We start from the raw sequence: 25334 nt of genomic DNA on the forward strand, positions 1-25334 counted from the left end.
CCGCCATCACCCGGCCGGATTGCGAGGCATACAGTCAGTTGTGTGACCGAGCCGGAAATCTTCCGCCGGGCGGTGGGGACGCTCAAGTCGGTTCGCCACAGGCCCGAGATCGAACTCACCGAAGTTCGCCCACCGCAGCGGCTCGCTCCGTGGGCGTACGCGCTGACGGCTGAGGTCACCGGCCCGTCGGACGAACTGTCGACCGGAAGGCTCGTGCTGCTGCACGATCCGGACGGCGACGAGGCGTGGGGCGGTGTCCTGCGCGTCGTGGCGTACGTGCGCGTCGAACTGGACCACGAGCTCGCGTCCGATCCCCTGCTGCCCGAGGTCGGGTGGTCGTGGCTGACCGAGGCGCTGGAGCAGTCCGGGGCCGGGTTCACCGCCCTGGGCGGGACCGTGACGCAGACGTCGTCGGCCCGGTTCGGCGACATCGCCGGCCCCGCGCGCACCGACGATCTGGAGCTGCGCGCGTCGTGGACCGCGCTCGACGGAGAACTCGCCGAGCACGGCACCGCGTTCTACGAGCTGATGGCGACGGCCGTGGGGCTGCCACCGGTCGGCGTCACTCTCTTCGGTCAGCGCCAGCCCTAGGCCTCAGCCGGCGTCGGCGTCCCGCAGGACTCGCAGGACGTTCGCGCCGGCGAGCTTGGCGCAGTCGTCCTCGGACCAGCCCTTGTCGAGCAGCGCGCCGAAGAGGTTCGGGTAGGTGGAGACGTCCTCCAGGCCCTGCGGCAGCGTCTGGACGCCGTCGTAGTCGCCGCCCAGTCCGAGGTGGTCGACTCCGACGACCTCACGGGCGTGCTCGAGGTGCAGGACGACGTCGTCGAGCGTGGCGATCGGCTTCGGGTGCTCGACGATCCACTTCTCGCCGAACGCCTTGCGCTCCCCCATGTCGGCGTGGTTCGCGCCGGCGGCCGTCATGGCCGCACGAAGGGCTGCGTCCCATTCAGCGACACGGGGCGAGACGAAGTCCGGCACGAATGTGATCATGGCCACACCGCCATTTGCCTTCAACTTGATCAGCACGTCGTCCGGAATGTTGCGCGGGTGGTCCGCAACCCGGCGGCACGACGAGTGGCTGAAGATGACGGGCTTGACGCTCGTCTCGAGCGCGGCGTGCATCGTGCTGGGCGCGACGTGACTCAGGTCGACGAGCATGCCGATCCGGTTCATCTCGCGCACGACGTCGCGGCCGAACTCCGTCAGCCCACCGTGTTCTGGCTGGTCAGTGGCACTGTCCGCCCACGGGGTGTTGTCGTTGTGGGTCAGTGTCATGTACCGGACGCCCAGGCGGCGCAACGCGCGCAGAACGCCGAGTGAAGAGTTGATGGAATGTCCGCCCTCGGCACCGATGAGGGAGGCGACACGCCCGGAGGCGAAAACTTTTTCAGCTTCGGCGGCGGTGGTCGCGAGGCCCAGGTGATCGGAGTATCGCCCGGCCAGCTCGTAGACCAGTTCGACCTGCTCCAGCACGGCGGTCACCGCTCCGTCACCCGCCAGCCTGCCGGGAATCCAGACGGACCAGAACTGCATCCCCAGGCCGCCCTCGCGCATTTTCACGATGTCCGTGTGCAGGCTGGGATGACGTTCCGTGAGATCGATCTTCGCGGCGGTCGTGTAGACGTCCTCGCCCGTTCCGTCGCCGAACTCGCGCAGAGCCCACGGCAGGTCGTTGTGGCCGTCGACGAGGGGTGCACGCTGCAGCAACGCCCGCGCTCGTTCGAGACCAGAACTGCTAGGCACAACCAACTCCAAGATGTCGTTCTGAGAGGGGCTCGCGTTACACCCCCTATCTAGTTGTCATCCAATCGTGTGACACATGGGGCCATCTGTCACAACTCAATAGGGATAGATACCCGATTGATCGTCCCGTAGACCCGCATGGGCGGCTACGCTGCCCCAGACGACACCACTTTCGGTCGATCAGTGGCGCGGCTGATTGGACGAAAGTCTCCGGTGCCGGTCGGGGGGCACGACCGACTCCAGGGAGGTAGTGACGTGGCTGCCGTCGGCTTAGGTCAGGCCGTTCGTACCACGCCAGCCGGCTCGTTGCCGGCGAACATGGTCCCGCACCCGCGGGAAGAGCTTTTTTCAGTGCTGGTGGTCGACGACCACCCACTGCTGAGGGAGGCGATATCAGCCCGGCTCACACAAATGGGAGCCGGCACAGTTCATGAGGCCGCTTCGGTGGCGGAGGCTCGGGCGCGGGCACTCGCTACCGGACCATGCGACCTCGCGATCCTCGATCTGGGCTTGCCGGATGGCACCGGCATCGACCTGGTCACGGAACTCCGTGCTCAGGGCTGGCCCCGCATCGTGGTCCTCGCATCCTCCGACGACCCCTACGCGGTCAGGTCGGCCTTCCAGGCGGGCGCCCAGGCGTACCTCCTGAAGTCCGCCTCTCCGATGGTGGTCACCGACGGGGTGCGCAGGGTTCTCGATGGTGGCGTTTACGCAGATCCGAGCGTGGCACCAGTACTCGCAGCGGGTACTCGGGTGCCGGGCACGGACAACACGCCGCGGGAACTTTCCGCGCGTGAGGTCGAGGTGCTCCAGCTGGTCGCCGATGGCCAGAGCAACAAGGAAATCGGCGAGGCTCTGAGCTTGTCCGCGTTGACGGTGAAGTCTCACCTGTCGCGGATCGGCCGGAAGCTGGGCACAGGAGATCGCGCTCAGATGGTCGCGCTGGCCATGCGTGCCGGCGTGATCCGTTAGATACCGGTTTGAAGCACTGAACCGGCCGAGAACACCTGTGAGTGGTGCGATCGTCGTAGGGTCATCCGCTGTGGATGTACCCGCCGACGAGCCAACCGCACCAACCGGACCAGATCCGGTACCGCTGACGGAACCTGCTGATGGGGTCCCGCCCGTGGTCGCCGATCAAGCTGCGCTCCGGCGAGCCGCTGACGCGCTCGCCGGGGCGAAGGGCCCGGTCGCGGTGGACACCGAGCGAGCCTCGGGCTACCGCTACTCACAGCGTGCCTATCTGGTGCAACTGCGCCGGGAAGGCGCCGGCACTTGGTTGGTCGATCCGATCGCCCTAGGCGGACGGCTCGATCCACTGGTGCAGGCGTTGGATGGCACTGAGTGGGTGTTGCACGCGGCGTCTCAGGACCTGCCGTGCCTCGCCGAACTCGGGCTGCGACCCGGCGTGCTGTTCGACACCGAGCTGGCGGGCAGGCTGGCTGGGTTCGACCGTGTCGCACTGGGCACGCTGGTGGAACGGCTACTCGGTTTTAGGCTCGAGAAGGGGCACGGCGCGGCCGACTGGTCGCGCCGGCCCCTTCCTGCCGACTGGCTGACGTATGCCGCTCTCGACGTGGAGCTGCTCGTGCAGCTGCGCGACGTTCTCGAAACCGAGCTTGAGCGCCAGGGCAAACTCGCCTGGGCGCTCGAAGAGTTCGAGGCGGTGCGGATGGCGCCATTGCCGCGTCCCCGTACCGACCCCTGGCGGCGCACGTCAGGTATCCACCGCGTGCGCAACCAGAGGCAACTGGCCCTCGTGCGTGCGCTGTGGGAAGCCCGCGACGCCGTGGCCCGCGACCGCGACATAGCCCCAGGCCGAGTCCTCCCGGACTCAGCTCTCATGGAGGCAGCCGCCCGCAACCCGGCCAACGAGGCCGAACTTCTCGCTCTGCCGGTCTTCCGCGGCCGCTCCCAGCGGCGCATGTCCAGCGTCTGGATGAACGCCCTGCGCAAGGCGGGCGCGTTGGCCAAGTCGGAGCTCCCGGAACCCGCGGGCCAGCACGACGGCCCGCCGCCGCCCAACCGCTGGGCGGACAAGGACCCGGACGCCGCGGCCCGCCTGGCCGCGACCCGTGCGGCACTGGCGACCATCGCCGAGGCCAACACCCTCCCGGTGGAGAACCTGCTGCTGCCCGACCTGGTGCGCCGCACCTGCTGGCAACCGCCGGCCGACCTCTCCCCCGAATCCGTGGCCACCGTGCTGCGCGACGGAGGGGCCAGGTCGTGGCAGATCGACCTCACGCTGGAAGCCCTCACGAAGGCCCTGGCGGCGACGGCACCTCCGCCTGCGCCTCCTGCCGCGACTCCTCCTTCTGAGCCCGCTAACTGATATCCGATATATCAGCTGCCGTGCGTGGTCAGATCACGCACGGCAGCTGATCTCCATGCCGTCCTCGACCGGAAATGCGACGCTGACGTACCCGTTGGCCGGTTCGCGCACGTAGGCGAGGTAGTCGGCCATCGACTCCTGGTCGATGTCGTCGGCGACGACGAGCGCTCCGGGCGCGAGCCGGGACTCCAGATCCCGCAGCACCGGCAGGCAAAGCTCCTTCCAGCCGTCGAGCAGCACCAGCCCGATCGGCCCCTTGAGATCGGCCAGCGTGCGCCGGGCATCTCCAGGCAGGATCGTCGCGACCCCACCGAGCCCCGCCTCGTCGAGGTTCTTCCGCGCGGTGGCGACCTTCACCTCCGACATCTCGGTCCCGTACACGCGCCCCTTGCCGTTGTCGGCGACCGCCGCCGCCAGGTAGAGCGTCGAGATGCCGAACGACGTGCCGAACTCGACGACGGTGTCCGGCCGGCTCGCCCGCACCAGCCCGTAGAGAAGATCTCCCCCGCGCGCGGATATCGGCATGTAGATGCCCGCCAACGCGTCAGCACGTTCCTGCGCGCTGGCCGACCCCAGGTCACCCCAGGCCGGCGCGTCGAAGTGGTCGTCGTCGGACGCCGCGGCGCCGAAGAGCCGGTCAAGAACCGAACGAACCCGAGGCTCGTGCAATGTGATGGTCATGGCCGCCAGAGTAGACGCAACGTTGCGTCTAGACTAGCCCTGACTAAGGTACGGCTCCTGGAGGTGGCCGATGGAGAGCAGCACCGCGCACCGCGGAAACCGGCACGGACGCAGCGAAGAGGCCAGGCAGGCAGTCCTGGAGGCGGCCGACGACCTGCTGGCCGAACGCGGCTTCGCCGGCGTGACCATCGAGGGCATAGCCGCACGGGCAGGCGTCGCGAAGCAGACGATCTACCGCTGGTGGCCGTCGAAGGTCGACGTGCTGCTCGAAGCCTTCACCGAGGACATGGCCGAACACCTGACCCCGCAGGACCACGGCGACCTCGGCACCGACCTGCGCACCCACCTGGCGAACGTGGCCGAGTTCCTCACCGACTCCGACCCGGGCGCCGTCTTCCGCGCCCTGACGGGCCAGGCCCAGCACGACCCACAACTGGCGACCAGGCTTCGCGACGACCACCTGAGCCACCAGCGAGCCCGCGACCGCCTCCCCCTGGACCGCGCGATCGAACGCGGCGAACTCCCCGCCGACCTCGACGTCGACGCCGCCCTGGACCACCTGGTCGGCCCCGTCTACTACCGCGTGCTGGTCACCGGCTCACCCGTCCCACGCACGTTCACCGACGACCTCGTCGCCGCCTTCCTGCACCGCCACCACCGCCCCAACTGATATATCGGCCAAGCCGCAACCCCCTGAACTGCCGCTTAGCAATGACTCGTTGGACTTCGACCGCAAAAGACTCGTTGCAAAGGGCACTCCACGTTGATCAGCACCGCCCGCCTCGACCTGCTGCCGCTGCGACCCGAGCACGCCGCCGAGATGGCGGAGGTGCTGTCCGACCCGGCCCTGCACACCTTCATCGGCGGCACCCCGCTCTCCGCAGAAGCCCTCCTCGCCCGCTACGAACGCCTGGCCGAGGGCTCCCCCGACCCAGCCGTGCGTTGGCTGAACTGGGTGATCCGGCTCCGCGACGAAGACCGCCTGACGGGCACCGTCCAGGCGACGATCACTTTCGCCGACCACACCGCCGAGATCGCGTGGGTCGTCGGCACCTCGTGGCAGGGCCGCGGCATCGCCCGCGAAGCAGCCCAGGGCCTCGTCACCTGGCTCCGCACCCAGCCGATCCACACCGTGATCGCGCACGTCCATCCCGACCACCACGCCTCCGCCGCCGTCGCCACCTCCGCCGGCCTCACCGACACCGACGAGGTCCACGACGGCGAGGCCCGCTGGCTGCTGCACCTCCCCTTGCAATGACTCGTTTGCGGACGAAGTCAAAAGAGTCATTGCTAAGCCGCAGGTCACAGGATGCCGCCAACTGATATATCGGCCGATATATCAGTTGGCCATGCGCTCGCCGAGCCTCCGGACGAGGTCTGCGACCTCGTCGTCAGGCAGGTCGAGATGGCCGCGAGATGCCTCGAACAGGGCGATCTGCTGATCTTCGTATGGCACCCCCGGCGGCAGCGGGGCGAGGTGCCAGTGGACGTGCCGGTTGGCCTGCTGGCTGCCGAGCGACAGCACGTAGAGCGCTCGACGGGCAGCAACGAACTGAGGGCGCTGCCCGCCCGGTGCACGACGTTCTGGATCGCCGCGTACTCGTCGGGCGTGAAGTCGGCGATGACGTGCTCGCGGTGCTCGACCGGCGCCACGAGGAAGTGGCCGGTCACCGACGGGAACCTGCTCGCGAAGACGATGGCGACCCCGTCCCGGTAGGCGACGTGGTGCGGGTAGTCCGGGTTGCCGGCGAGGAGTTCGCAGACGAAGCAGGCGCGGCGGGCGAGCGCGAGGTAGCTGTCGGGGTCCCAGGGGACGCGGCTGGTCATGATCCAGCTGTACCGGAGTGTTGACAGTTGCCGTTGCGAAATATCGAGGCCGGGTGACGGACATATGCCGCCGAGGAGTTGTCCGTCCCTAGGAGAGGCCTCCGTTGAAACCTCATCTCCCCCTCGCCATGGCCGGCCTCGTGCTGGCCACGGCCCTGAGCGGCGCCACCCCCGCCGCCGCGACCACGGCCGGCACCACGAGCGCGCCGGCATCGGCCGAGCAGCAGTGGATCACCCTCATCACGGGTGACCAGGTGCTGACCGACGACAAGGGCAAGCCCCAGCAGTTCAAGGCCGCACCGGGCCGCGAGCACATCATGGTCTCCACGAGAGAGGACGGCACGCACCTCTACGCCGTGCCCGCCGACGTGGAGCCGATGATCACCGAGGGCCGGCTGGACCGGCGCCTGTTCGACCTCGCGCTGCTGAGCAGGCCCGAGTACACCAAGCGCAAGGGTCTCGGCGTGCTCGTGTCGGCGGGGTCCGGGCTGCAGAGTGCGCGCTCGTTCAGCCGCATCGGCGTGGACGCCGTCACGGTGACCGCCGAGACCGCGCCGGACGTGTGGAAGTCATTGGCGAACGGCCGCGCGGCAAAGACCACGATCTGGCTGGACGCGGTGCGCAAGGCCGCGCTCGACCGCAGCACCGCCCAGATCGGGGCTCCGCAGGCGTGGCAGGCCGGGTTCGACGGCAAGGGCGTGAAGATCGCCGTGCTGGACACCGGCGTCGACAACACGCATCCGGACCTCGCCACGCAGGAGGTCGCGGAGAAGAACTTCTCCGAGTCCCCCGACAACCAGGACCGCGTCGGTCACGGCACGCACGTCGCGTCGATCGCGGCCGGCACCGGGGCGAAGTCGGGCGGGAAGTTCAAGGGTGTGGTGCCTGGCGCGCGCATCCTCGACGGCAAGGTGCTCGGCGACGACGGGTCCGGTTACGAGTCCGGGATCCTCGCGGGCATCGAGTGGGCGGTCGAGCAGCAGGCGGACGTCGTCAACATGAGCCTCGGCGGCGAGGACGGCCCGTTGCTGGACCCGATGGAGATCCTGATCAACAGGCTCTCGCAGGAGACCGGCACGCTGTTCGTCATCGCGTCGGGCAACTACGGCCCGAACTCCGTCGGTTCTCCCGGCAGCGCGGACGCGGCGCTCACCGTCGGTGCCGTGGATCGCGACGACAAGCTCGCGAGCTTCTCCAGCACCGGTCCGCGCGAGGGTGACGGCGCGATCAAGCCGGACATCACCGCACCCGGTGTCGGCATCGGCGCCGCGGCGGCGGGCAGGCTCGGCGAGACCATGCCCAAGCCCGCCGAGGGCTACATCTCGCTGAACGGCACGTCGATGGCGACCCCGCACGTCACTGGCGCGGCGGCGATCCTGGCCCAGGTGCACCCCGACTGGCGCGGCGACCAGATCAAGGCCGCGCTGATGGCGTCGGCGAAGCCCGGCGCGCACGACCCGTTCGAGCAGGGCGCCGGACGCACGGACGTCGCCAAGGCGATCAAGCAGACCGTCTCGTCCGGTTCGGTCTCCTTCGGCACGGCGTTGTGGCCGCACCACGACGACGTCCCGATGACGCGAGATGTCTTCTACCGCAACGAAGGCGACCAACCGGTCACCCTCACGCTCAAGGTCGACACGGCCGCGCCGCAGGGCTTCTTCACGCTCAAGGACGCCACTGTGACCGTGCCCGCGCACGGCACCGCCGCCACCACGCTGACCGCCGACACCAAGATCGGTGGTGACGCGTCCGGCACGTTCAGCGCGTACATCAACGCAACCGGCGGCGGCCAGTCCGTGGTGACCCCTGCGGCCGTGACGCGCGAAGCCGAGCGCTACACCGTCACGGTCAAGGCGATCGGCAGCGACGGCAAGCCCGCCGCGGACTGGCGCGCGGAGTTGCAGGGCGTCACCGGGGACGCGCAGGGCGACTACGTCGGTCTCGGCACCGGACTCGAGTCGCTGCGCGTGCCGAAGGGCCGCTACCTGCTGACCGGCCGCCAGTGGGTCTCGCCGGACCAGCCGAACGCGGAGTACAACTGGTTCAACGGCACGAACATCGAGGTCGGCGCCGACACCACGATCACGCTCGACGCCCGCCAGGCCAAGCCCGTCGACATCGGGTGGCCGGGCAACCCGGCCGAGCGCCACTCGTACATCAGGGTCGGCCACAAGATGCCGTCGATGGAGTACGGCTTCGGCCTGCTGGGCCTGCCGCTCAGCGTCCTCAACACCGCGCACGTCGGTCCTGAGGGCAAGCCCGGCGAGATGAACGAACTGGTCGTCGCCTCCTACACCGGCGCCGATCGCGAGGAGTTCCACCTCGCCGACCAGTCCACGACGCTCACGAAGTTCTGGACGGGCTACGGCAAGCAGCTGAAGTCCAAGGACCTCGTGACCATCGAGGCCTCGTCGGGCGCCACCGCCGAGGGCCGCACCGGTTACCTGTTCGCCAGCGCCGCCCTCGGTGACAGCCCGCTGTTCGGCGTCGCCTTCGGGTACGCCCTGCCGCACACCAGGAAGATGTACCTCTACTCCCCCAAGCACACCTGGGGTTTCCGCTTCGAGCAGGACAACGCCGACGGCACCGAGGCGTACTGGAACGCCGACGACGAGCAGTTCAAGCCAGGACGCACCTACAAGAAGACGTTCAACACCGGCGTCTTCGGACCGGCGCTGACCACCGAACGCCGCGTCGGCCTGTACCGCGACGGGGACGTCCTCTACGGCAGCCTGCCGTTCTTCGCCGACGGACAGGGCCGCTCCGGCGGGTCGGTCGTCGAGTCGGGGTCGACGGTGCTGAAGCTCGGCGGCAAGGTGGTCGACTCGACCGACCGGCCGCTCGACCTGGAGACGTTCTTCTCCCTGCCGCAGGCTCCCGGCCGCTACGAGCTGACCACCACGGCGAACCGTTCGGGCGTCGCGGCGATCAGCACGTCGGTCACGACGACGTGGGGCTTCGACTCGGCCACGACCTCGGGCGTCACGCAGGTGCCGTTGTCGATGGTCCGCTTCACGCCGGACCTCGGCCTCGACGGAACCCTGCCCGCGCACCGGTTCCAGCGGATCCCGCTGACCGTGCAGGGCAAGGCGAGGTCGCTGACCGCGCAGGTGTCCTACGACAAGGGCGCCACCTGGCAGCGGACGCTGGTCTTCGGCGACTCGATGTTCGTGCTCAACCCGGCCAGGGGCGGAAGTGTCTCGCTGCGGGCCACGGCCGTGGGCAAGGGCGGTGACTCGGTCACCCAGACCGTGATCAACGCCTACCTGACTAAGTAACGGCGAAACGGCGATGCGCCCACACCGGGCGCATCGCCGTTGCGTTCAGCGCTTCGGGAACGCCTCGTCGTAGACCGCGCGCAGCTCGGGCTCGTCGAGTCCGCTGTAGCCGCAGCCCATCACCTGCAGGTCGCTCGCCGCGACGAGGTACCTGCGGCCGATCTCAGGCTCGAACCCGGCCAGCACCGGCGAGTTGGTCGTGTTCCGCACCTCGACGAGGTCGGCCTCACCGGTCCACGAACGATGCACCTGCAGCGTCACGACGTTGCCCTCGACCCGCAGCACAGTGGCCTCGAACGCCATCTGCGCGCGTTCCTGCAGAACCGCCGCCTCCGGTTTGCGGCACCGGACCTCCGGATCCACCGGCGCTTCCGTGAGCACGGCGACCGTGGTCTTGCGTCCGCTGGACGACGTGGTGGTCGGCGGCGGCGCCTGCGAGGTGCTGGTGCCGGGCCGCGGCTGACCGCTGGTCGTGGGCCGTCCGCCGCTGTTGTCGGGCAGTCCCGAGCCGTTCTCCAGACCGGGCCGGGTCGAGGTCGGCAACGCGACGTCCGGGCCCGGCGCCTGCCCGGAACCACCACTGCTCGCCACGAGCACCCCGGCGACCACCGCGATCACCGCCGCGGCACCGACGAGCACCGGCAGCCTTCGCGAGGAGACCCGCGGTGCGACGGGAACGTCGAGCGCGGCCCCGGCCACCCGTCGCCGCGCCTCGCCATCAGGCAGCGGGCGCAACGAGGCCGCCGGATCGGCGCGGCGCATCCGGTCGCGCAGGTCGTCGTCCGTCATGGCCGCTCTCCTTCCGCCTGCTCGTCCAGCAGGGACTTCAACTTCCGGCGTGCCCGGTGCAGGCGGATGCTGACCGCGTTGGCACTCATCCCGACGACCTGTGCGATCTCGGCGGGCCCGAGCTCCTCCCACGCCCAGAGCCGCATCAGCTCGGCGTCCGCGGCCGACAACCGCGCGAGTGCCCTGGCCAGCCCCGGATCCGGGTCGTCACGGGCCGGCGCGTGCTCCGGCGGTCTGGCGAGCTGCCAGATCCGCACGAGCAACCGGTCCTGCCTGCGCCGCGTCCGTTCCGCGTTGGCGAGACAGTTGCGCGCGACGGCGTACGCCCAGGCCAGCGGTTCGGCCGGCATCTCGGCGCGGCGGCGCCAGGCCACCAGCAACGTCTCGGACAGCACGTCGTCCGCGGTCGCGGCATCGGTCCGCCGCGCCAGGTACCGGCGCAGCGGCTCGATCAGCTCCTGCGCGACGGCCTCGAAACCCGTCTGGCGCGGTTCCACGTCCACCTGCTCCACCCTGGGTCATGTCCGGCAGGACGCCCGCTCTTTCACCCCGCTGCCACTTTCCCTCCAGCTCTTTGCAACGAGCCATTTGCGGACGAAGTCCAAAGAGTCATTGCTAAGGCGCAGGTGGGAGGTGTACCGAACTGATATATCGGCCGATATATCAGTTCAGGACGTTGAGTCGACGGGCCCGTCGCCGATCACGTCGCGCGACACCTGGACGTGTGCGAGCCGCCGGACGGCCTTGAGGACGGCGTCGCCGATGAGGGTGCCGATGATCATCGCCTCGATGACGTCGTCGCGCGACCTCTGCCTCGCGATGTAGTCGACGTCGGCCTGAGCGATGATCTTCAGCCCCTCCAGGTAGGGGTCGAGCAGGTCGCGGAAGTGGTCGTGGCCGACCGAGCGGGCGGCGGACAGCGCGGCCGCGAGCATGTGGGTCACGTTGCTCTCGGTGACGTCGGCGCACTCGGTCTCGCCCTGCCGCGCGAAGAAGGCCTGGACGTCCTCGATCGCGAGCGGGTCGAGCTCGGTCGTGCCCGGCTGGCTGATCGCCTCCTGCACGGCTCCGAGCTTCTTGTGCAGCGACTCTCGGGTGTCGATGGCGGCGAGGACCTCGCGCACCGACGCGATGGAAAGGCCGCCGACGTCCACGAGAGCACGCACCAGCCGGAGTCTGCGCAGGTGCTCCTCGTCGTAGTGGGCCTGGTTCGGGCTGGTCAGCACGCCGGCGGGCAGCAGTCCCTCGCGCAGGTAGTACTTGATCGTCGGCACCGCGACGCCGCTTCTCTTCGAAAGCTCGCCAACACGCATATGGATAGTGTAGCTTCCGGATAGTAGAGAGTGCTGCTATCCATACAGGGGGTAAAGAGATGCTTCGCACATGGCACCGGCCATTAGTCCTCTTCGGCTGGTCGATGGCGCTGCTGATCCCGATCTCGCTCATCGGGCTGCTCGTCGACGACCGGATGCTGGTCAACTCGCCGATCTGGCTCAAGCCGTTCAAGTTCGCCGTGTCGCTGGCGCTCTACGCGTTCACGCTGGCGTGGCTGCTCACGTTCCTGAAGAGGTTCCAGCGCGTCGGCTGGTGGGCGGGCACCGTGCTGGCGGCGGCGGGCGCGGCGGAGATGGTCGTCATCGTCGGGCAGGTCGTACGCGGCAAGCGCAGTCACTTCAACTTCGAGACGCCGCTCGACGGGGTGTTGTTCTCGATCATGGGCATGACGATCGTCGTGTTGTGGGTGACGCACGCGATCGTCGCGATCCTGCTGTGGCGCACGAAGATCGAGAACCAGGCGCTGTCGTGGTCGATCCGGCTCGGGCTCGTCATCTCGTTCCTGGGACTCGGCGTCGGATTCCTGATGACGCAGCCGAAGCCCGGTCAGGCCCTCGACGGCGGCACCCTGGGCTCGCACACGATCGGCGCGGCCGACGGCGGCGCCTACATGGCGATCACCGGCTGGAGCACCGAACACGGCGACCTGAGGGTCGGGCACTTCGTGGGCATGCACGCCCTGCAGGTGTTGCCGCTGCTGATCGCGCTGCTCGGCACCCGCGCCAACACCAAGCTCGCGTGGGTCCTCAGCGGGTCGTTCCTGGGGATCTTCCTGCTCGTGACCTGGCAGGCGTTGCGCGGCCAGTCCCTGATCCAGCCCGACGGCACGACGTTGCTCGCGCTCGCCGGGATCATCGTCGCGACCGCACTCGGCGTGGTGTGGGCGCGTGCACCGAAGAAGGAGCTCGTGGACGCATGACCGCCACCCTGTTCGACCTGACGTTCCTGCTGATCGCGCCGTTCTGGCTGCTCATGATCTTCGCGCCGAAGTGGTCGTGGACGCGGAAGATCGCCGAGTCGTACCTGATCGTGCTGCCGCCTGTCGTGATCTACATCGTGCTGATGATCCCCGTGCTGCCGGAGCTGCTGCCGCTGGTCACGAGGCCCGAGCTCGGCGCGCTCGCCGAGTTCATGAGCACGCCGACCGGCGCGGCGCTGGTGTGGGCGCACATGATCGCGTGGGACCTGTTCGTCGGACGCTGGATGTACCTCGAAGGGCGCCGGCTCGACGTCAACCCGCTGATCATGGCACCCGTTCTGGTGATCACCATCCTGCTGGCCCCGGTCGGGTTGCCGCTGTTCCTGATCGTGCGCAAGGTGTGTGACACAACGAACAGGGGCACGGCAGTGGTTACTCACCAGTAACTAGGGTTAGAGTTGGCGTTACCGACCGGTAAGGATGTCGCGCAATCCGACCGGTAGTGGACAGAGTTGTCACCACAAGTGGAGGAGACGCCGTGGCCGCACCAGCAGCGCCGGCACGCGTTCGGAACGTGGTCTTCGTCGACGGCGTCCGCACGCCGTTCGGCAAGGCCGGCCCCAAGGGGATTTTCGCCGAGACCCGTGCAGACGACCTCATCGTGAAGGTCATCCGTGAGCTGCTGCGCAGGCACCCCGAGCTGCCGCCGGAGCGGGTCGACGAGGTCGCCATCGCCGCGACCACGCAGATCGGCGACCAGGGCCTCACGCTCGGCCGCACCGCCGCACTGCTCGCGGGCCTGCCGAAGTCGGTCCCCGGCTACTCGATCGACCGCATGTGCGCGGGCGCGATGACCGCCGTGACCACGGCCGCGAGCGGCATCGCGTTCGGCGCCTACGACATCGCCATCGCGGGCGGTGTCGAGCACATGGGCCGGCACCCGATGGGCGAGGGCGTCGACCCGAACCCGCGCTTCCTGTCGGACAAGATCGTCGACACCAGCGCGCTCGTGATGGGGCAGACCGCGGAGAACCTGCACGACCGGTTCCCGCACATCACCAAGGACCGCACCGACGCGTACGCGGCCGCTTCGCAGGCCAAGTACGCCGACGCGATCAAGAACGGCAAGATCGGGCCGGAGCTCGTGCCCGTCGCGACCCGCTCCGCGGAGAACGGCTGGGGCCTCGCGACGGCCGACGAGCCGCCGCGTCCGGGCACCACGGTCGACGACCTGGCCAAGCTCAAGACGCCGTTCCGCCCGCACGGCCGGATCACCGCGGGCAACGCGGCCGGTCTGAACGACGGCGCGACCGGCTGCATCCTCGCCGAGGAGGAGACCGCGCGCGAGCTCGGCCTGCCCGTCGGCATGCGGATGGTCGGCTACTCGTTCCTGGGTGTCGAGCCCGAGGTCATGGGCATCGGCCCGGTTCCCGCCACGGAGAAGGCACTCCAGCGCGCCGGTCTGTCCATTGAGGACATCGGCCTGTTCGAGGTCAACGAGGCGTTCGCGATCCAGGTTCTCGCGTTCCTCGACCACTTCGGCATCGCCGACGACGACGCCCGCGTGAACCAGTGGGGCGGCGCGATCGCGACCGGCCACCCGCTGGCGTCCTCGGGCGTGCGCCTCATGACGCAGCTGTCGCGTCAGTTCGCCGAGCGTCCGGACGTGCGCTACGGCCTCACCACCATGTGCATCGGCATCGGCATGGGCGGGACCGTCATCTGGGAGAACCCGAACTGGAGTGGCAAGTGACCATCACCGCTGAGGAAGCAAAGGCGATCTTCCCCGACGAGGTCGTCACCGTTGCCAAGACTCGTCTGATCTCGGTGCCGGGCCTGGACAAGCCGGTCGCGTTCATCACGATCGACAACGGCCTGGACCACACTCGCCCGTCGACGTTCGGCCCGCAGTCGCTGGTGTCTCTGGGCGCCGCGTTCGACGAGGCCTACGCCGCGAGCCCGGCCGCGATCGCCGTCACCGGCAAGCCGTTCATCTTCGCGGTGGGCGCGGACCTGACGGCCGTGGAGCAGGCGACGGACCGCTCGCAGGGCGTCACGATCGGCCAGCTGGGCCACGAGGTCTTCAAGAAGTTCACCGACTCGGACATCCCGACCTTCGCCTTCGTCAACGGCGCGGTCATGGGCGGTGGCCTGGAGCTCGCGCTGTCGTGCCACTACCGCACGCTGGCGTCGAACGCGGCCGCGATCGCGCTGCCCGAGGTGTTCCTGGGCCTGTTCCCCGGCTGGGGCGGCACGCAGCTGCTGCCGAACCTGATCGGCGCCAACGACGCCGTGACGGTGATCTTCGAGAACGCGTTGAACCAGAACAAGATGCTCAAGCCGAAGGACGCTCTCGGCCTGGGCATCGCGGACGTGCTGTTCGACTCCGCCGACTACCTGGAGCAGTCGCTGCTGTGGCTGTCCGGTGTCGTGCGCGGCGAGATCACGGTGCCGCGCAAGGAGATCGACCGCGGTGACGCGTGGGACGCGGCCGTCGCGCGGGCCAAGGCCATCGTGCACGGCAAGACCAAGGGCGCGGCGCCCGGCGCGTTGAAGGCGCTGGAGCTGCTGGAGCTGGCGCGCGAGAACGACCTGGACAAGGGCTACGCAGCCGAGACCGAGGGCCTCGCGGACCTCGTCATGAGCGACGAGCTGCGTGCGGGTCTGTACTCGTTCAACCTGGTGCAGAAGCGCGCGAAGCGTCCGGCCGGTGCTCCCGACAAGTCGCTGGCGCGCAAGGTCACCAAGGTCGGTGTCGTCGGCGCGGGCCTGATGGCCTCGCAGATGGCGCTGCTGTTCATCCGCCGCCTGCACGTGCCGGTCGTGCTGACCGACATCGACCAGGCACGCGTGGACAAGGGCGTCGGCTACGTCCACAGCGAGATCGACAAGCTGGCGGGCAAGAAGCGGATCTCGCCGGACGAGGCGAACCGCCTCAAGGCGCTGGTCTCCGGTTCGCTCGACAAGTCCGCGTTCTCCGACGCCGACTTCGTGATCGAGGCCGTGTTCGAGGACCTCGCCGTGAAGCAGCAGGTGTTCGCCGAGGTCGAGGAGCACGTCTCCGCCGAGGCGATCCTGGCCACGAACACGTCGTCGCTGTCCATCACGGACATGGCGTCGAAGCTCAAGCACCCCGAGCGGGTCGTGGGCTTCCACTTCTTCAACCCGGTCGCGGTCATGCCGCTGCTGGAGATCGTGCGCGCCGAGCAGACCGACGACGCCACGCTCGCCACGGCGTTCTCGATCGGCAAGCAGCTCAAGAAGTCCTCGGTGCTCGTGAAGGACGCGCCCGCGTTCGTCGTGAACCGCCTGCTGACCCGCTTCATGGGCGAGGTCATCAAGTCGGTCGACGAGGGCACGTCGTTCGAGGTCGCCGACAAGGCCACCGAGCCGCTGGGCCTGCCGATGTCGCCGATGATCCTGCTGCAGCTGGTCGGTTCCGCCGTCGCGCTGCACGTGTCGGAGACGATGCACGGCGCGTTCCCCGACCGCTTCACGGTGTCGGAGAACATGAAGAAGTTCGTCGCCGCCGGCAAGGGCGCTGTCTGGCAGTGGGACTCGACTGGCAAGCAGACCGTCGACCCCGAGGTCCAGGCGCTGTGGGAGTTCGGCTCCTCGCCGCTCACCGGTGACGAGGTCAAGTCCCGCGCGCTGGAGGCGCTGGCCGAGGAGATCCGGATCATGCTCGACGAGGGCGTGGTCGCGGAGGCACAGGACATCGACCTGTGCATGCTCCTGGGCGCCGGGTGGCCGTTCTGGCTGGGCGGCATCACGCCGTACCTGGACCGCACCGGCATCTCGGAGAAGGTCACGGGCAAGCGTTTCCTGGCACCGGGCGTGGCTTCCGTGCCTGCCTAGTGTGTGGTGGTTCTGAAGCCCCGGCTCTCTCGACGGAGCCGGGGCTTCACTCCGTTTCGGGCACGTACTGCTCCGCGCTGCCGTCCTCGCGGATGAAGTAGGCGTCGATGTTCGTGGCGCGCAACGTCACCTCGGAGCCCGCCACCAGGTCCCGGTAACGCAGCAGATCCGGCATGCCGATCGCGACGACGTCGAACGGGTTCTTCTGGCGCAGCATCAACGACCTGCGCAGCGCCTCGCTGAACGCCCAGCGGGGTGAGTCGTCGTCGTGGGGAACCTCTACCAGCGCGCCTTCGAGCTGACGTTCGAGCGCGGCCCGCACGTGGTCCGCCGTCCCCCACGTCGCGATGTCCGTGACAGTCATGTGTCACGTATCGGGATGAATCGCGGGATCATTAGCCGTTCGGATGTTTCGATCAGGTCATGTTCTCGCGTCCTGCGATCCTGTTGGACGTCGACGGCCCGCTGAACCCGTTCATGGCGAAGCCGACCCGACGCCCGCCCGGCTACACCACGCATCGAATCCGTCCGTACGGTTTTTTCCGGCCCCTGCGAGTGTGGCTGGACCCGTCGCACGGCCCGTGGCTGCTCTCGCTCGCTGCGGCCGCCGACGCGGATCTGGTGTGGGCGACGACGTGGGAACACGAGGCGAACGAGTTCATCGGGCCGCGCATCGGACTGCCCGAGCTGGAGTGGATCGACTTCGGCGGACGCGGTGCCGATCACGCCGACGGCCACCACGGCAAGGTTCCGGCGATCACCGAGTGGGCGGGGACGCGTCCGATCGCGTGGCTGGACGACGACTTCCAGCCACGCGACCAGGAGTGGGCGTCGAACAGGCCGGACACGCTGCTCGTGCCGGTCGACCCGCGCGAGGGCATCGGGGTGGATCACCTGGAGCGGGTCCGGGCGTTTCTCACTGGTGAAACGCGGTCTCCGCGAACTCCTGCACCCGCGCGACGGTGATGCCCTCCCGCTGCTCCACCGCGAGCGGATGCTCGGTGGGTTCGACCTCGACCAACGGCCGCACACCGATCTCCTGCGTGTGCAGGTTGGTCTTCAGGTTGAGCGTGGTGGGCTCGTAGCCGGGCAGGGTCGTGGACAACCAGCCGAAGTACGGCGGCTCGTTCACGCGGGCCGGGTCCTCGAAGACCTCGGTCATGCGGAAGAAGTTCGCCGGCGAGAGCGACACCCACACGCCCCACTCGAAGTCCTCCTCCGCGTCGCGCACCGGCAGCACGATGCGGCCGCGCACGAAGAAGTGCTCCTTCTCGATCACGCACTGCTCCCCAGAGAGGAAGCTGCCGGGCTTCTCGGCGACGTCCGGCGACCAGTACACGGGCGCGACCATCGAGTACCCGAACGGAAGGCCGTCGTGCACCTCACCGCAGCAAGAGCAGGTGAACCCCGGAGAAATCATGGCGGCCAGCCTAGAGTCGCCGGCCTGCCCTGCTCCGCTCAGACCTGACGGATCGGCACGACCTTCACGAGCCGTTCGACGTCCTTGAAGTCCTTGACGTTCATCGTCAGCACCGGCAGGCCCGCGACCGCCGCCGTGGCCGCGATCTGCAGATCCATCCGCCGCGGCCGCGGTGATCGGCCGGCCCGCCGCACCAGCGAGGCCATCTGCCCGTAGACCTTGGCCTCCTCGACGCCGAACGGCAGCACCTCGAACGTCTGCACCGCCGCGTAGTACCGCTCGGAGCGGGCGAACCGCTCGACGGGATCATCGATGTCCAGCCCGAACGCCAGCTCCGCGATCGTCACGGCGCTCAGGAACGGCCGGGCGTTCACGTACTCGCCCAGGTTCGCTCGCTCCAGCCTGATCAGCACGCAGGTGTCGAGCAGGCAGCTCAGCTCTGCCACGGGTCTTCCAGCGGGTCGTCCGCGCCGAACACCTCGTCGGCGGCGCGCCGGTCGGCGTCCCAGCGGTCCGCGTCGACGGACGGCAGGGTCCCGAACAGCACCTGCACCTCGCCGAGCGACGGCTTCGAGACGACCTCCGCGCGATAGGGCGAGAGCTGGGCGACAGGCTTGTTGTTGCGGGTGACGACGAAGCTCTCACCCGCCTCGACGCGCCGCATGATCTCCGCGTTGTCGTTGCGGAGCTCACGCTGGCCGATGGCTTTGAGCTGCTGCATGCCACCACTGTAGCTCAAACCATCAATAAGTGCTACAGAGTAGCTACACCGACGCCGGGTTACCCGGAGGGCGTGATCAGGATCGGTACGTCGGGCTGGCGCTACCCGGAGTGGCGCGACGGCTTCTACCGCGGCATCCCCCAGCGACGCTGGCTCGGCCACCTGGCAGAGCACGTCGGCACCATCGAGATCAACAGCTCCTTCTACCACCCGCAACCGCCGTCGAACTACCGCAAGTGGGTCGCGGAGACCCCGCCGGACTTCACGTTCGCCGTCAAGGGCCCGAAGCTGATCACGCACGTCAAACGCCTGCGGAACGTCGAAGAACCACTCAAGGCTTTCGTCGGCTCGCTCGCGCTGGGCCCGAAGCAGGGCCCGGTGCTCTGGCAGCTGCCACCGACCCTGCGGTTCGACCGGGCGGTCCTGACGGACTTCCTCGCCGCTCTTCCACCGGGCCGGTACGCCGTCGAGCCACGCCACGAGTCGTTCCGCGACGACGCCTACTTCACCCTGCTGCACGCGCACAACGTCGCCCACGTCGTGTCGGACGCGCCGACGTTCCCGTGCATCGAGGCGGTCACGGCCGACTTCGCCTACGTCCGCCTGCACGGCCACGACGAGCTGTACATCAGCTCCTACGACGACGAACAACTCGACGAGTGGGCCGGGAAGATCCACGAGTGGGACCGCGACACCTACGTCTACTTCGACAACACCATGCACGGCGCCGCTCCGCACAACGCGCTGAGCCTCATGGCCCGGTCCACGTCCGCAGCGCCGCGGGAAGCGTCTCCGGGTCGGCCACCCAGGCGACGTGCCCGTCCGGCCTGATCAGCACACCGCCGAGGTCGTCGAGCAGCACCGGCCGGCCGGGACGCAGCAGCTCCGCGACGGTCGTGGACCTGCCGCCGACCTCCACCGCGAGGTTCGGCGCCAGGCGCCCGAGCAGCGGGTGGTCTCCGGGAATGCGCGGGTCGTACCGCGTGTCGACACCGGTGACGAGTTCGGCGAGGTACTTGCCCGCCACCGCGCTCAGCTCTGTTAGAAGGTCTCGCACCGGCGAGAGGTCCTCGCGACCCAGCAACGACTGCGCTCGCGTCGTCCGCACCACGCGCGCACCCACCGGATGCCGTTCGTCGTGGTAGGTCTGCAGCAGGCCGTCCGGCGCCCGGCCGGAGACGGTCGCGGCCAGCTTCCAGCCGAGGTTCATCGCGTCGGCCAGCGCCACGTTCACGCCGACCGCCCCCGCGGGTGGATGGACGTGCGCGGAGTCCCCGGCCAGGATCACCCGGCCACGCACGTAGCTCTCCGCCTGCCGGGCGGCGTCGGAGAACCTGCTGAGCCACAACGGCCTCCCCAGCGGCACCACCCGGCCGAGGCGCGCGTTCAGCAGTTCCTGGACGTAGGCGAGCTCGACCGCACCGGAGCGCGGGTCCGGCTCATCCAGAACGATCCGCACGTACCCCGGCCGGGGCAGCACGAACACCTCGCCCGTCGCCAGCGCGTCGAAGTCGGCCTCGACATCCGCGATCAACCCGTGCGAAGTCGCGTCCACGCCAGGAAAAGCAATGCCCGCACGCTTGCGCACCACACTGCGGCTGCCGTCGCATCCGACCAGATGCGAGACACGCCAACGCTCATCGCCGACGACGACGTCGACACCATCGGAGTCCTGCGAGAAGTCCGACACCTCACGCCCCCACTGGACGCGCACGCCGAGTTCGGCGAGCCACTCCTCCAGCAGCTCCTCGACGCGGTTCTGCGCGATGCCGAGCGCGTACGGGTGATCGGTGTCCATCACGGAGAAGTCGAGGCCCATCCCCGGTAGGAACATCCCGTACGGCACAACGGGTCCCTCAGCGAGGAACCGGTCGGCGAGCCCGCGCCGGTCGAGCAACTCCAAGCTGCGCGCGGACAACGTGAAGCCACGCGGATGCGGAAACCGTTCAGGCGCCGCGTCCACCACGGCCACCTCGACGCCGGCCAGGGCGAGCTCGGCGGCCACCATCAACCCCGCCGGGCCCGCGCCGGCGACCAGAACCGTCATCGCGGCACCTCCGGCCACGCGAGCCGTCCGGACTCGACGTCGCCGATGATCTCCTCGACCCACCCGAGCTCGGCCTCCGCCAGCCGTACCGCGTACTCGACCTCCACCACGAACAGCCGCGGCACCTGCTCCAGCGCGGCCCGATGAGAGCCGCGCATCTCCTCCAGCGACGCCCGCAACCGTTCCGCCCGCTCCCGCAACGCCTCCGCCGCGCCGGACGGCCCGAGCGCGCCGAGGTAGCTGACGGCGGACAGGAACTTCGGGAACTCGGGCTGCGGTTCGCGCACCAGCCGGTCGACCCAGCGGGTGAACTCCTCCCGTCCCACCGCGGTGAGCCCGTAGATCGTCCGCTCCGGCCGGGCACCGACCTTCACCGTCTCGCGCGCCTCGATCCAGCCTTCACGCATGAGCGCGCGCACCACGTCGTAGAGCGAACCTGTCGTGACTTTGAAAGACCTGTCCATGCCGCGTTCGCGCAACGTGGCCGCCATCGCGTGTGGGTGCAAAGGCGACTCCATCAGCAATCCCAGCACCGCCATACCCAGCGGGTTCTTCATCACTCGGCTCCGATCGCTCGGTTCCGAGTATTTGATGCAGCACCCCGGTTGTCAACTAGCCTGCTCAGATATGAGAACGATTCGCGTCTTGGCTCCCCTGCTCCTGGCCGCGAGTCTCGTGGCTCCCGTGCAAGCGCACGCGGACGAGGCGGCCTGGACCGGCCCCCTCAGCACCCGAGGCCGGTGGATCGTCGACGCAAACGGCGACCGCTTCAAGCTCAAGTCCGGCAACTGGCACGGTGCGAGCGGCACCTACACCGGTTCCGGCGACATCAACGACCCCGCCAACCACCACTCCGGCGAGAAGGCCGACCAGGTCCCGCTCGGACTCGACCGCGCGACCATGGCCACGATCATCAGTGGTTTCAAGGAGATCGGCGTCAACAGCGTCCGACTGCCGTTCTCCAACCAGATGATCAAGGACACGAACCCCGTCAACGGTCTGAAAGACGCGCAGCTCAACGGAAAGCGGCCGCTCGAGGTCTACGACGCGGTCGTGGCCGAGCTGACCCGCAACAACCTCGCCGTCATCCTCAACAACCACACGACGACGTCCCGCTGGTGTTGCGGCGTCGACGGCAACGAGCGGTGGAACACCAGCCAGAGCACCGACCAGTGGATCAACGACTGGGCGTTCATGACGGACCGCTTCAAGGCGAACAAGCGCGTCGTCGGCGCCGACCTCTACAACGAGGTGCGCCGCAACGTCTGGGACGACCCGAACTGGGGCTGGGGCAACGACCACGACTGGCACAAGGCCTCGCAGCAGGCCGCGGACCGCATCCAGCAGACCGCACCGGACCTGCTGGTCGTCGTCGAGGGCATCAACTGGACCGGCATCCCGGTCGACGGCTTCGCGCACGGCCGCCCGACGCTGGAGCCCGCGCGCTTCCTCAGCCACACGCTCGCCAACCCCGACAAGCTCGTCTACTCCGCCCACTTCTACGGCTACACGGGCCCGAACCACAGCGGCGCCTCGGGGATCGGCGAGACGAGCGACCCCCGCTACCAGGACCTCTCGCCGCAGGACCACATCAACGTCCTGCAGCGCCAGGCGTTCTTCATCACCGAGGCGCAGAAGCACTTCACCGCACCGCTGTGGATCAGCGAGTTCGGCGTCGGCGGCCGCGGCGAGAACAACCCCGTGGCGCGCGACTGGTTCGAGCGGTTCGTGAACCAGCTGATCGCGAACGACACCGACTTCGCGTACTGGCCGCTGGTCGGCTTCCACACCAACCGCGGCGGCAACGGATGGGCGCTGCTGCACTGGGACGCCGCCGGAAACCGCATGGGCGTCAACGACGGCGACGACTGGCGGGCCGGCGCGTGGAACCGTCTCGTCAACGCCTCCGGCCGCACCGGGCAGATCCCGCGCGAGACCCGCTGGAACCAGCTCATCAAGGAATCGTGCCCGCAGAGCGAGAAGCTCGTCGGCATCAGCCACACCGGCAACCGCGGCCTGTGCGTCAGCGGTCCACAGTGGAGCAACACGACCAGGGTCACCAACGAGCAGCACGTGACCAACGACTGGGCGTCCGGGTACACGAAGCTCCAGTGCCCGAACGGAAACGCGGCCGTCGGCTACGCGAACTTCACGCTGATCTGCGCGCCCGTCGCGCAGGGATCCTCCACCCGCGTCATCTGGTTCGACCGGGGTGACAACCGGCCGGACCAGGGCGGCGACTGGGCCAACGGGCACTACAAGGGCCAGTGCGCGCAGGACGAGCACATCGCCGGTGTCGCCTACAACTGGCGCAGGACCCCGGACGCGTTGCTCTGCAGGAAGTGACTCTGTTCGAACCCAATGGCAAAATAGTCAAGGAAAGCGGCCGCGGGGTCCTCGATGTCGGTCGAGGTCTTGTGGCCGTTCTCCGTCAGCACGATCTTCTTGTCCGTCACGGTGATCCGCCCGACCGGCAACGCGCGGGTCGCCATCGGCCCCTTGCGGAAGTGCGACTCCGGCGAGGTCTGCTGCCACCAGCAGGTCGGCACGAACTCCGCCAGCTCACGCGGCCTGCGCTCCAGCCGGTAGGCAGGCGTTCCGTCGTGGAACACGTCCACGTCGTCGCCGTTGTCCGCCAGCCGGAACACGCCGCCCGGGTCCTTCTGGTCCTCTCGCGACGTCCACGACAGCGGGTGCAGCGCGAAGGACCCGAACCCGACGTCCGCCAGCCAGGCACCGTCCACGAGCAACGCCATGTGGTCGAACGGCGGCCCGAGCCGCTGCCCCTCGCCGTACACCCGCGCCGCGAGCAGGTCGACCTCGTGTCCCAAGTCGCGCAACAACTCCGCGAACATCCCGTTGAGCTCGTAGCAGAACCCGCCACGGCGCCGCACCACGATCTTGTCGTGCAGCCACGGGATCTCCAGCACGATCCGGGTGTCCATGTGGGTGTCGAGGTTCTCGAACGGGACGCTGAGCAGGTGCCGTTCGTGCAGCTCCGCCAACGACGACGTGCGTGAGGCGCCGATGCGCTGTAGGTAGTCGTCCACCGTGCCACGATAACCACATGGGCGAGGTCAGGATCGGCACTTCGGGATGGGTCTACCCGCCCTGGCGCGGCGTCTTCTACCCCAAGGGCGTCACGCAGAAGCGCGAGCTCGCCTACCTGAGCGAGCAACTCGGCTCGGTCGAGATCAACGGCTCCTTCTACTCGCTGCAACGCCCGTCGAGCTACCGGAAGTGGGCCGCCGAGACACCGGACGACTTCGTGTTCTCGGTCAAGGGCAGCCGTTTCATCACCCACATGAAGCGTCTCAAGGACGGCCACGAGCTCCTCGCGAACTACCTGGCGTCCGGAGTGCTCGCGCTGGGCCCGAAACTCGGCCCGATCCTCTGGCAGCTCCCACCGACGCTCCAGTTCGACGCGGACCTGCTCACCGCCTTCTTCGAGGGCCTCCCCCGCACCACCACCGAGGCCGCCGAGATCGCGAAACGGCACGACCACCGCGTCGATCCGGCGCACACCACCACGGACGCCGAACGGCCGATGCGCCACGCCCTCGAAGTCCGCCACGACAGCTACCGGACGCCGGAGTTCGTCGACCTGCTCCGGCGCCATGACATCGCGCTGGTGGTCGCGGACGCAGCAGGCAAGTACCCGTACATCGAAGAGGTGACGAGCGACTTCGTCTACGTCCGGCTGCACGGCCACGACGAGCTCTACGTCAGCGGCTACACCGACGAGGGCCTGGAGGCATGGGCGGAGAAGGTCGGGGCGTGGCGGAAGCAGGGCGACGTGTTCGTCTACTTCGACAACGACGCGAAGGCCTACGCCCCGCGCGACGCGATGACGTTGCAAGGGCTGGTCCAAGATCGTCTAGCCGATTGATCCGAACGGACGCACACTCGTTCGCAACGGAGGTGCGCCCATGTCGCCGAAGAGTCTCATCGCCGCCCTGGTGATCACTGCGGGCGCGGTTGCCTCCAGTGGGATCGCTGTTGCGCAGAGTGACAAGAGCTGCGACAAGGGCGAGTTCTGCGTGTGGGCGGGACCGGACTACACAGGGGCCGTGCAGCGCCTTGACCTGGAGACCGCGAACCCCGACGAGTGCATCACGCTCACCGTCGTCGGCAGGTCGTTCGCGAACCGCCTGAGCAGGGACGCGACCGTGTACCAGCGGGAGAACTGCTCGACCGAGGCCGAGTTCACCACCTACCCGAAGCACGGCACCTACGTGCCGGACGCGTACTTCGTGATCAGGGGCCTGCAGGTGTGGGGGCCATAACGACACCGACGTACTTTAGTCACCCTATGTAACACCACTCGATCGTGTGAGTACTCGTCAGTAGCTCCACTTTCGTGCCTAAGTTGCCGCCCTATCGA

Annotated in this window: 28 protein-coding genes; 15 read left to right on the plus strand and 13 right to left on the minus strand. The window is 68.5% G+C overall.

The genetic code is table 11. The features are described from left to right. Window positions 1–42: 42 nt before the first annotated feature. Window positions 43–591: a DUF3000 domain-containing protein gene (locus tag SK854_RS46455; protein ID WP_229905701.1), complete on the plus strand. Its 549-nt coding sequence runs from the start codon at window positions 43–45 to the stop codon at window positions 589–591. Between the two features lie 3 nt (window positions 592–594). Here the strand turns inward: SK854_RS46455 and SK854_RS46460 are convergent, their stop codons facing one another. Then, the gene (locus SK854_RS46460) at window positions 595–1743 is read right to left on the minus strand and encodes a dipeptidase (protein ID WP_319981603.1); all 1149 of its coding nucleotides are present in this window, start codon (window positions 1741–1743) and stop codon (window positions 595–597) included. A 255-nt stretch (window positions 1744–1998) separates the two neighbouring features. On the opposite strand from SK854_RS46460, the gene SK854_RS46465 reads away from it, so the two are divergent. Both SK854_RS46465 and SK854_RS46470 read left to right on the plus strand, forming a co-directional pair. After that, window positions 1999–2715, plus strand: coding sequence for a response regulator (locus SK854_RS46465; protein ID WP_015099292.1), 717 nt, complete (start codon window positions 1999–2001; stop codon window positions 2713–2715). A gap of 70 nt (window positions 2716–2785) precedes the next feature. Beyond that, window positions 2786–4075, plus strand: coding sequence for a ribonuclease D (locus SK854_RS46470; RefSeq protein ID WP_319981604.1), 1290 nt, complete (start codon window positions 2786–2788; stop codon window positions 4073–4075). Window positions 4076–4108: 33 nt separating this feature from the next. On the opposite strand, the gene SK854_RS46475 is transcribed toward SK854_RS46470, so the two are convergent. Then, window positions 4109–4756 (minus strand): O-methyltransferase, encoded by a 648-nt coding sequence (locus SK854_RS46475; protein WP_319981605.1) that lies wholly within the window; start codon window positions 4754–4756, stop codon window positions 4109–4111. Window positions 4757–4826: 70 nt separating this feature from the next. Between SK854_RS46475 and SK854_RS46480 the strand changes: the two genes are divergently transcribed. Then, window positions 4827–5426, plus strand: a complete 600-nt coding sequence (locus SK854_RS46480; RefSeq protein ID WP_319981606.1) for a TetR/AcrR family transcriptional regulator — start codon at window positions 4827–4829, stop codon at window positions 5424–5426. Between the two features lie 93 nt (window positions 5427–5519). Further along, window positions 5520–6014 (plus strand): GNAT family N-acetyltransferase, encoded by a 495-nt coding sequence (locus tag SK854_RS46485; RefSeq protein WP_319981607.1) that lies wholly within the window; start codon window positions 5520–5522, stop codon window positions 6012–6014. A 44-nt stretch (window positions 6015–6058) separates the two neighbouring features. Here the strand turns inward: SK854_RS46485 and SK854_RS46490 are convergent, their stop codons facing one another. Then, complete coding sequence (locus SK854_RS46490; RefSeq protein WP_319981608.1) at window positions 6059–6583, minus strand: HIT family protein; 525 nt, start codon at window positions 6581–6583, stop codon at window positions 6059–6061. Window positions 6584–6687: 104 nt separating this feature from the next. Here SK854_RS46490 and SK854_RS46495 point away from each other — a divergent pair, with 104 nt between their 5' ends. Beyond that, entirely contained in the window at window positions 6688–9861 is a 3174-nt protein-coding gene (locus SK854_RS46495) for a S8 family serine peptidase (protein WP_319981609.1), read from the plus strand. 45 nt (window positions 9862–9906) lie between these two features. Here the strand turns inward: SK854_RS46495 and SK854_RS46500 are convergent, their stop codons facing one another. From SK854_RS46500 to SK854_RS46510, 3 genes are all read right to left on the minus strand, one after another. Beyond that, window positions 9907–10650, minus strand: coding sequence for a hypothetical protein (locus SK854_RS46500; RefSeq protein WP_319981610.1), 744 nt, complete (start codon window positions 10648–10650; stop codon window positions 9907–9909). After that, on the minus strand, window positions 10647–11153 hold the full coding sequence (locus SK854_RS46505; RefSeq protein WP_319981611.1) for an RNA polymerase sigma factor: 507 nt from the start codon (window positions 11151–11153) through the stop codon (window positions 10647–10649). Before SK854_RS46505 ends, SK854_RS46500 begins: the two co-directional genes overlap by 4 nt. Window positions 11154–11318: 165 nt before the next feature. Then, window positions 11319–11963: a MerR family transcriptional regulator gene (locus SK854_RS46510; protein WP_319981612.1), complete on the minus strand. Its 645-nt coding sequence runs from the start codon at window positions 11961–11963 to the stop codon at window positions 11319–11321. A gap of 59 nt (window positions 11964–12022) precedes the next feature. Between SK854_RS46510 and SK854_RS46515 the strand changes: the two genes are divergently transcribed. The 4 genes from SK854_RS46515 (at window position 12023) to SK854_RS46530 (ending at window position 16762) form a co-directional block, all read left to right on the plus strand. Continuing rightward, a complete protein-coding gene (locus tag SK854_RS46515; RefSeq protein ID WP_319981613.1) occupies window positions 12023–12904 on the plus strand; it encodes a hypothetical protein in 882 nt (293 codons plus the stop codon). After that, the gene (locus SK854_RS46520) at window positions 12901–13350 is read left to right on the plus strand and encodes an ABA4-like family protein (RefSeq protein WP_319981614.1); all 450 of its coding nucleotides are present in this window, start codon (window positions 12901–12903) and stop codon (window positions 13348–13350) included. The genes SK854_RS46515 and SK854_RS46520 overlap by 4 nt, the downstream gene beginning before the upstream one ends. 92 nt (window positions 13351–13442) lie before the next feature. Then, window positions 13443–14657, plus strand: coding sequence for a thiolase family protein (locus SK854_RS46525; protein ID WP_319981615.1), 1215 nt, complete (start codon window positions 13443–13445; stop codon window positions 14655–14657). After that, window positions 14654–16762, plus strand: a complete 2109-nt coding sequence (locus SK854_RS46530; RefSeq protein WP_319981616.1) for a 3-hydroxyacyl-CoA dehydrogenase NAD-binding domain-containing protein — start codon at window positions 14654–14656, stop codon at window positions 16760–16762. Before SK854_RS46525 ends, SK854_RS46530 begins: the two co-directional genes overlap by 4 nt. Before the next feature lie 46 nt (window positions 16763–16808). Here SK854_RS46530 and SK854_RS46535 read toward each other — a convergent pair whose 3' ends face one another. Next, entirely contained in the window at window positions 16809–17126 is a 318-nt protein-coding gene (locus SK854_RS46535) for a hypothetical protein (RefSeq protein ID WP_319981617.1), read from the minus strand. Between the two features lie 59 nt (window positions 17127–17185). Between SK854_RS46535 and SK854_RS46540 the strand changes: the two genes are divergently transcribed. Continuing rightward, window positions 17186–17728 (plus strand): HAD domain-containing protein, encoded by a 543-nt coding sequence (locus tag SK854_RS46540; RefSeq protein WP_319981618.1) that lies wholly within the window; start codon window positions 17186–17188, stop codon window positions 17726–17728. On the opposite strand, the gene SK854_RS46545 is transcribed toward SK854_RS46540, so the two are convergent. From SK854_RS46545 to SK854_RS46555, 3 genes are read right to left on the minus strand one after another with little or no spacing between them, the layout of a single operon-like run. Further along, window positions 17679–18182, minus strand: coding sequence for a DUF2199 domain-containing protein (locus SK854_RS46545; RefSeq protein WP_319981619.1), 504 nt, complete (start codon window positions 18180–18182; stop codon window positions 17679–17681). The genes SK854_RS46540 and SK854_RS46545 overlap by 50 nt on opposite strands. A gap of 38 nt (window positions 18183–18220) precedes the next feature. Further along, window positions 18221–18628 (minus strand): type II toxin-antitoxin system VapC family toxin, encoded by a 408-nt coding sequence (locus SK854_RS46550; protein WP_319981620.1) that lies wholly within the window; start codon window positions 18626–18628, stop codon window positions 18221–18223. After that, a complete protein-coding gene (locus SK854_RS46555; protein ID WP_319981621.1) occupies window positions 18616–18903 on the minus strand; it encodes a type II toxin-antitoxin system Phd/YefM family antitoxin in 288 nt (95 codons plus the stop codon). The genes SK854_RS46550 and SK854_RS46555 overlap by 13 nt, the downstream gene beginning before the upstream one ends. Window positions 18904–18975: 72 nt before the next feature. On the opposite strand from SK854_RS46555, the gene SK854_RS46560 reads away from it, so the two are divergent. Then, window positions 18976–19734: a DUF72 domain-containing protein gene (locus SK854_RS46560; protein WP_319981622.1), complete on the plus strand. Its 759-nt coding sequence runs from the start codon at window positions 18976–18978 to the stop codon at window positions 19732–19734. Here the strand turns inward: SK854_RS46560 and SK854_RS46565 are convergent. Together SK854_RS46565 and SK854_RS46570 are read right to left on the minus strand one after the other, a co-directional pair. Then, entirely contained in the window at window positions 19655–20950 is a 1296-nt protein-coding gene (locus SK854_RS46565) for an FAD-dependent monooxygenase (protein WP_319981623.1), read from the minus strand. The genes SK854_RS46560 and SK854_RS46565 overlap by 80 nt on opposite strands. Beyond that, entirely contained in the window at window positions 20947–21507 is a 561-nt protein-coding gene (locus tag SK854_RS46570) for a PadR family transcriptional regulator (protein ID WP_319981624.1), read from the minus strand. Before SK854_RS46570 ends, SK854_RS46565 begins: the two co-directional genes overlap by 4 nt. 88 nt (window positions 21508–21595) lie before the next feature. Between SK854_RS46570 and SK854_RS46575 the strand changes: the two genes are divergently transcribed. Continuing rightward, on the plus strand, window positions 21596–23296 hold the full coding sequence (locus SK854_RS46575) for a glycoside hydrolase family 5 protein (protein ID WP_319981625.1): 1701 nt from the start codon (window positions 21596–21598) through the stop codon (window positions 23294–23296). Here the strand turns inward: SK854_RS46575 and SK854_RS46580 are convergent. Further along, window positions 23251–24000, minus strand: coding sequence for an arylamine N-acetyltransferase family protein (locus SK854_RS46580; RefSeq protein ID WP_319981626.1), 750 nt, complete (start codon window positions 23998–24000; stop codon window positions 23251–23253). The genes SK854_RS46575 and SK854_RS46580 overlap by 46 nt on opposite strands. A gap of 17 nt (window positions 24001–24017) precedes the next feature. Here SK854_RS46580 and SK854_RS46585 point away from each other — a divergent pair, with 17 nt between their 5' ends. Both SK854_RS46585 and SK854_RS46590 read left to right on the plus strand, forming a co-directional pair. Continuing rightward, complete coding sequence (locus tag SK854_RS46585) at window positions 24018–24839, plus strand: DUF72 domain-containing protein (RefSeq protein WP_319981627.1); 822 nt, start codon at window positions 24018–24020, stop codon at window positions 24837–24839. A 40-nt stretch (window positions 24840–24879) separates the two neighbouring features. Then, window positions 24880–25236 carry a peptidase inhibitor family I36 protein gene (locus tag SK854_RS46590; RefSeq protein WP_319981628.1) on the plus strand — a complete coding sequence of 119 codons (357 nt, stop codon included), beginning with the start codon at window positions 24880–24882 and terminating at the stop codon, window positions 25234–25236. Window positions 25237–25334 lie beyond the last annotated feature (98 nt).

Origin of the sequence: Lentzea sokolovensis (assembly GCF_033949975.1) — a bacterium.
Classification (GTDB): domain Bacteria; phylum Actinomycetota; class Actinomycetes; order Mycobacteriales; family Pseudonocardiaceae; genus Lentzea; species Lentzea sokolovensis.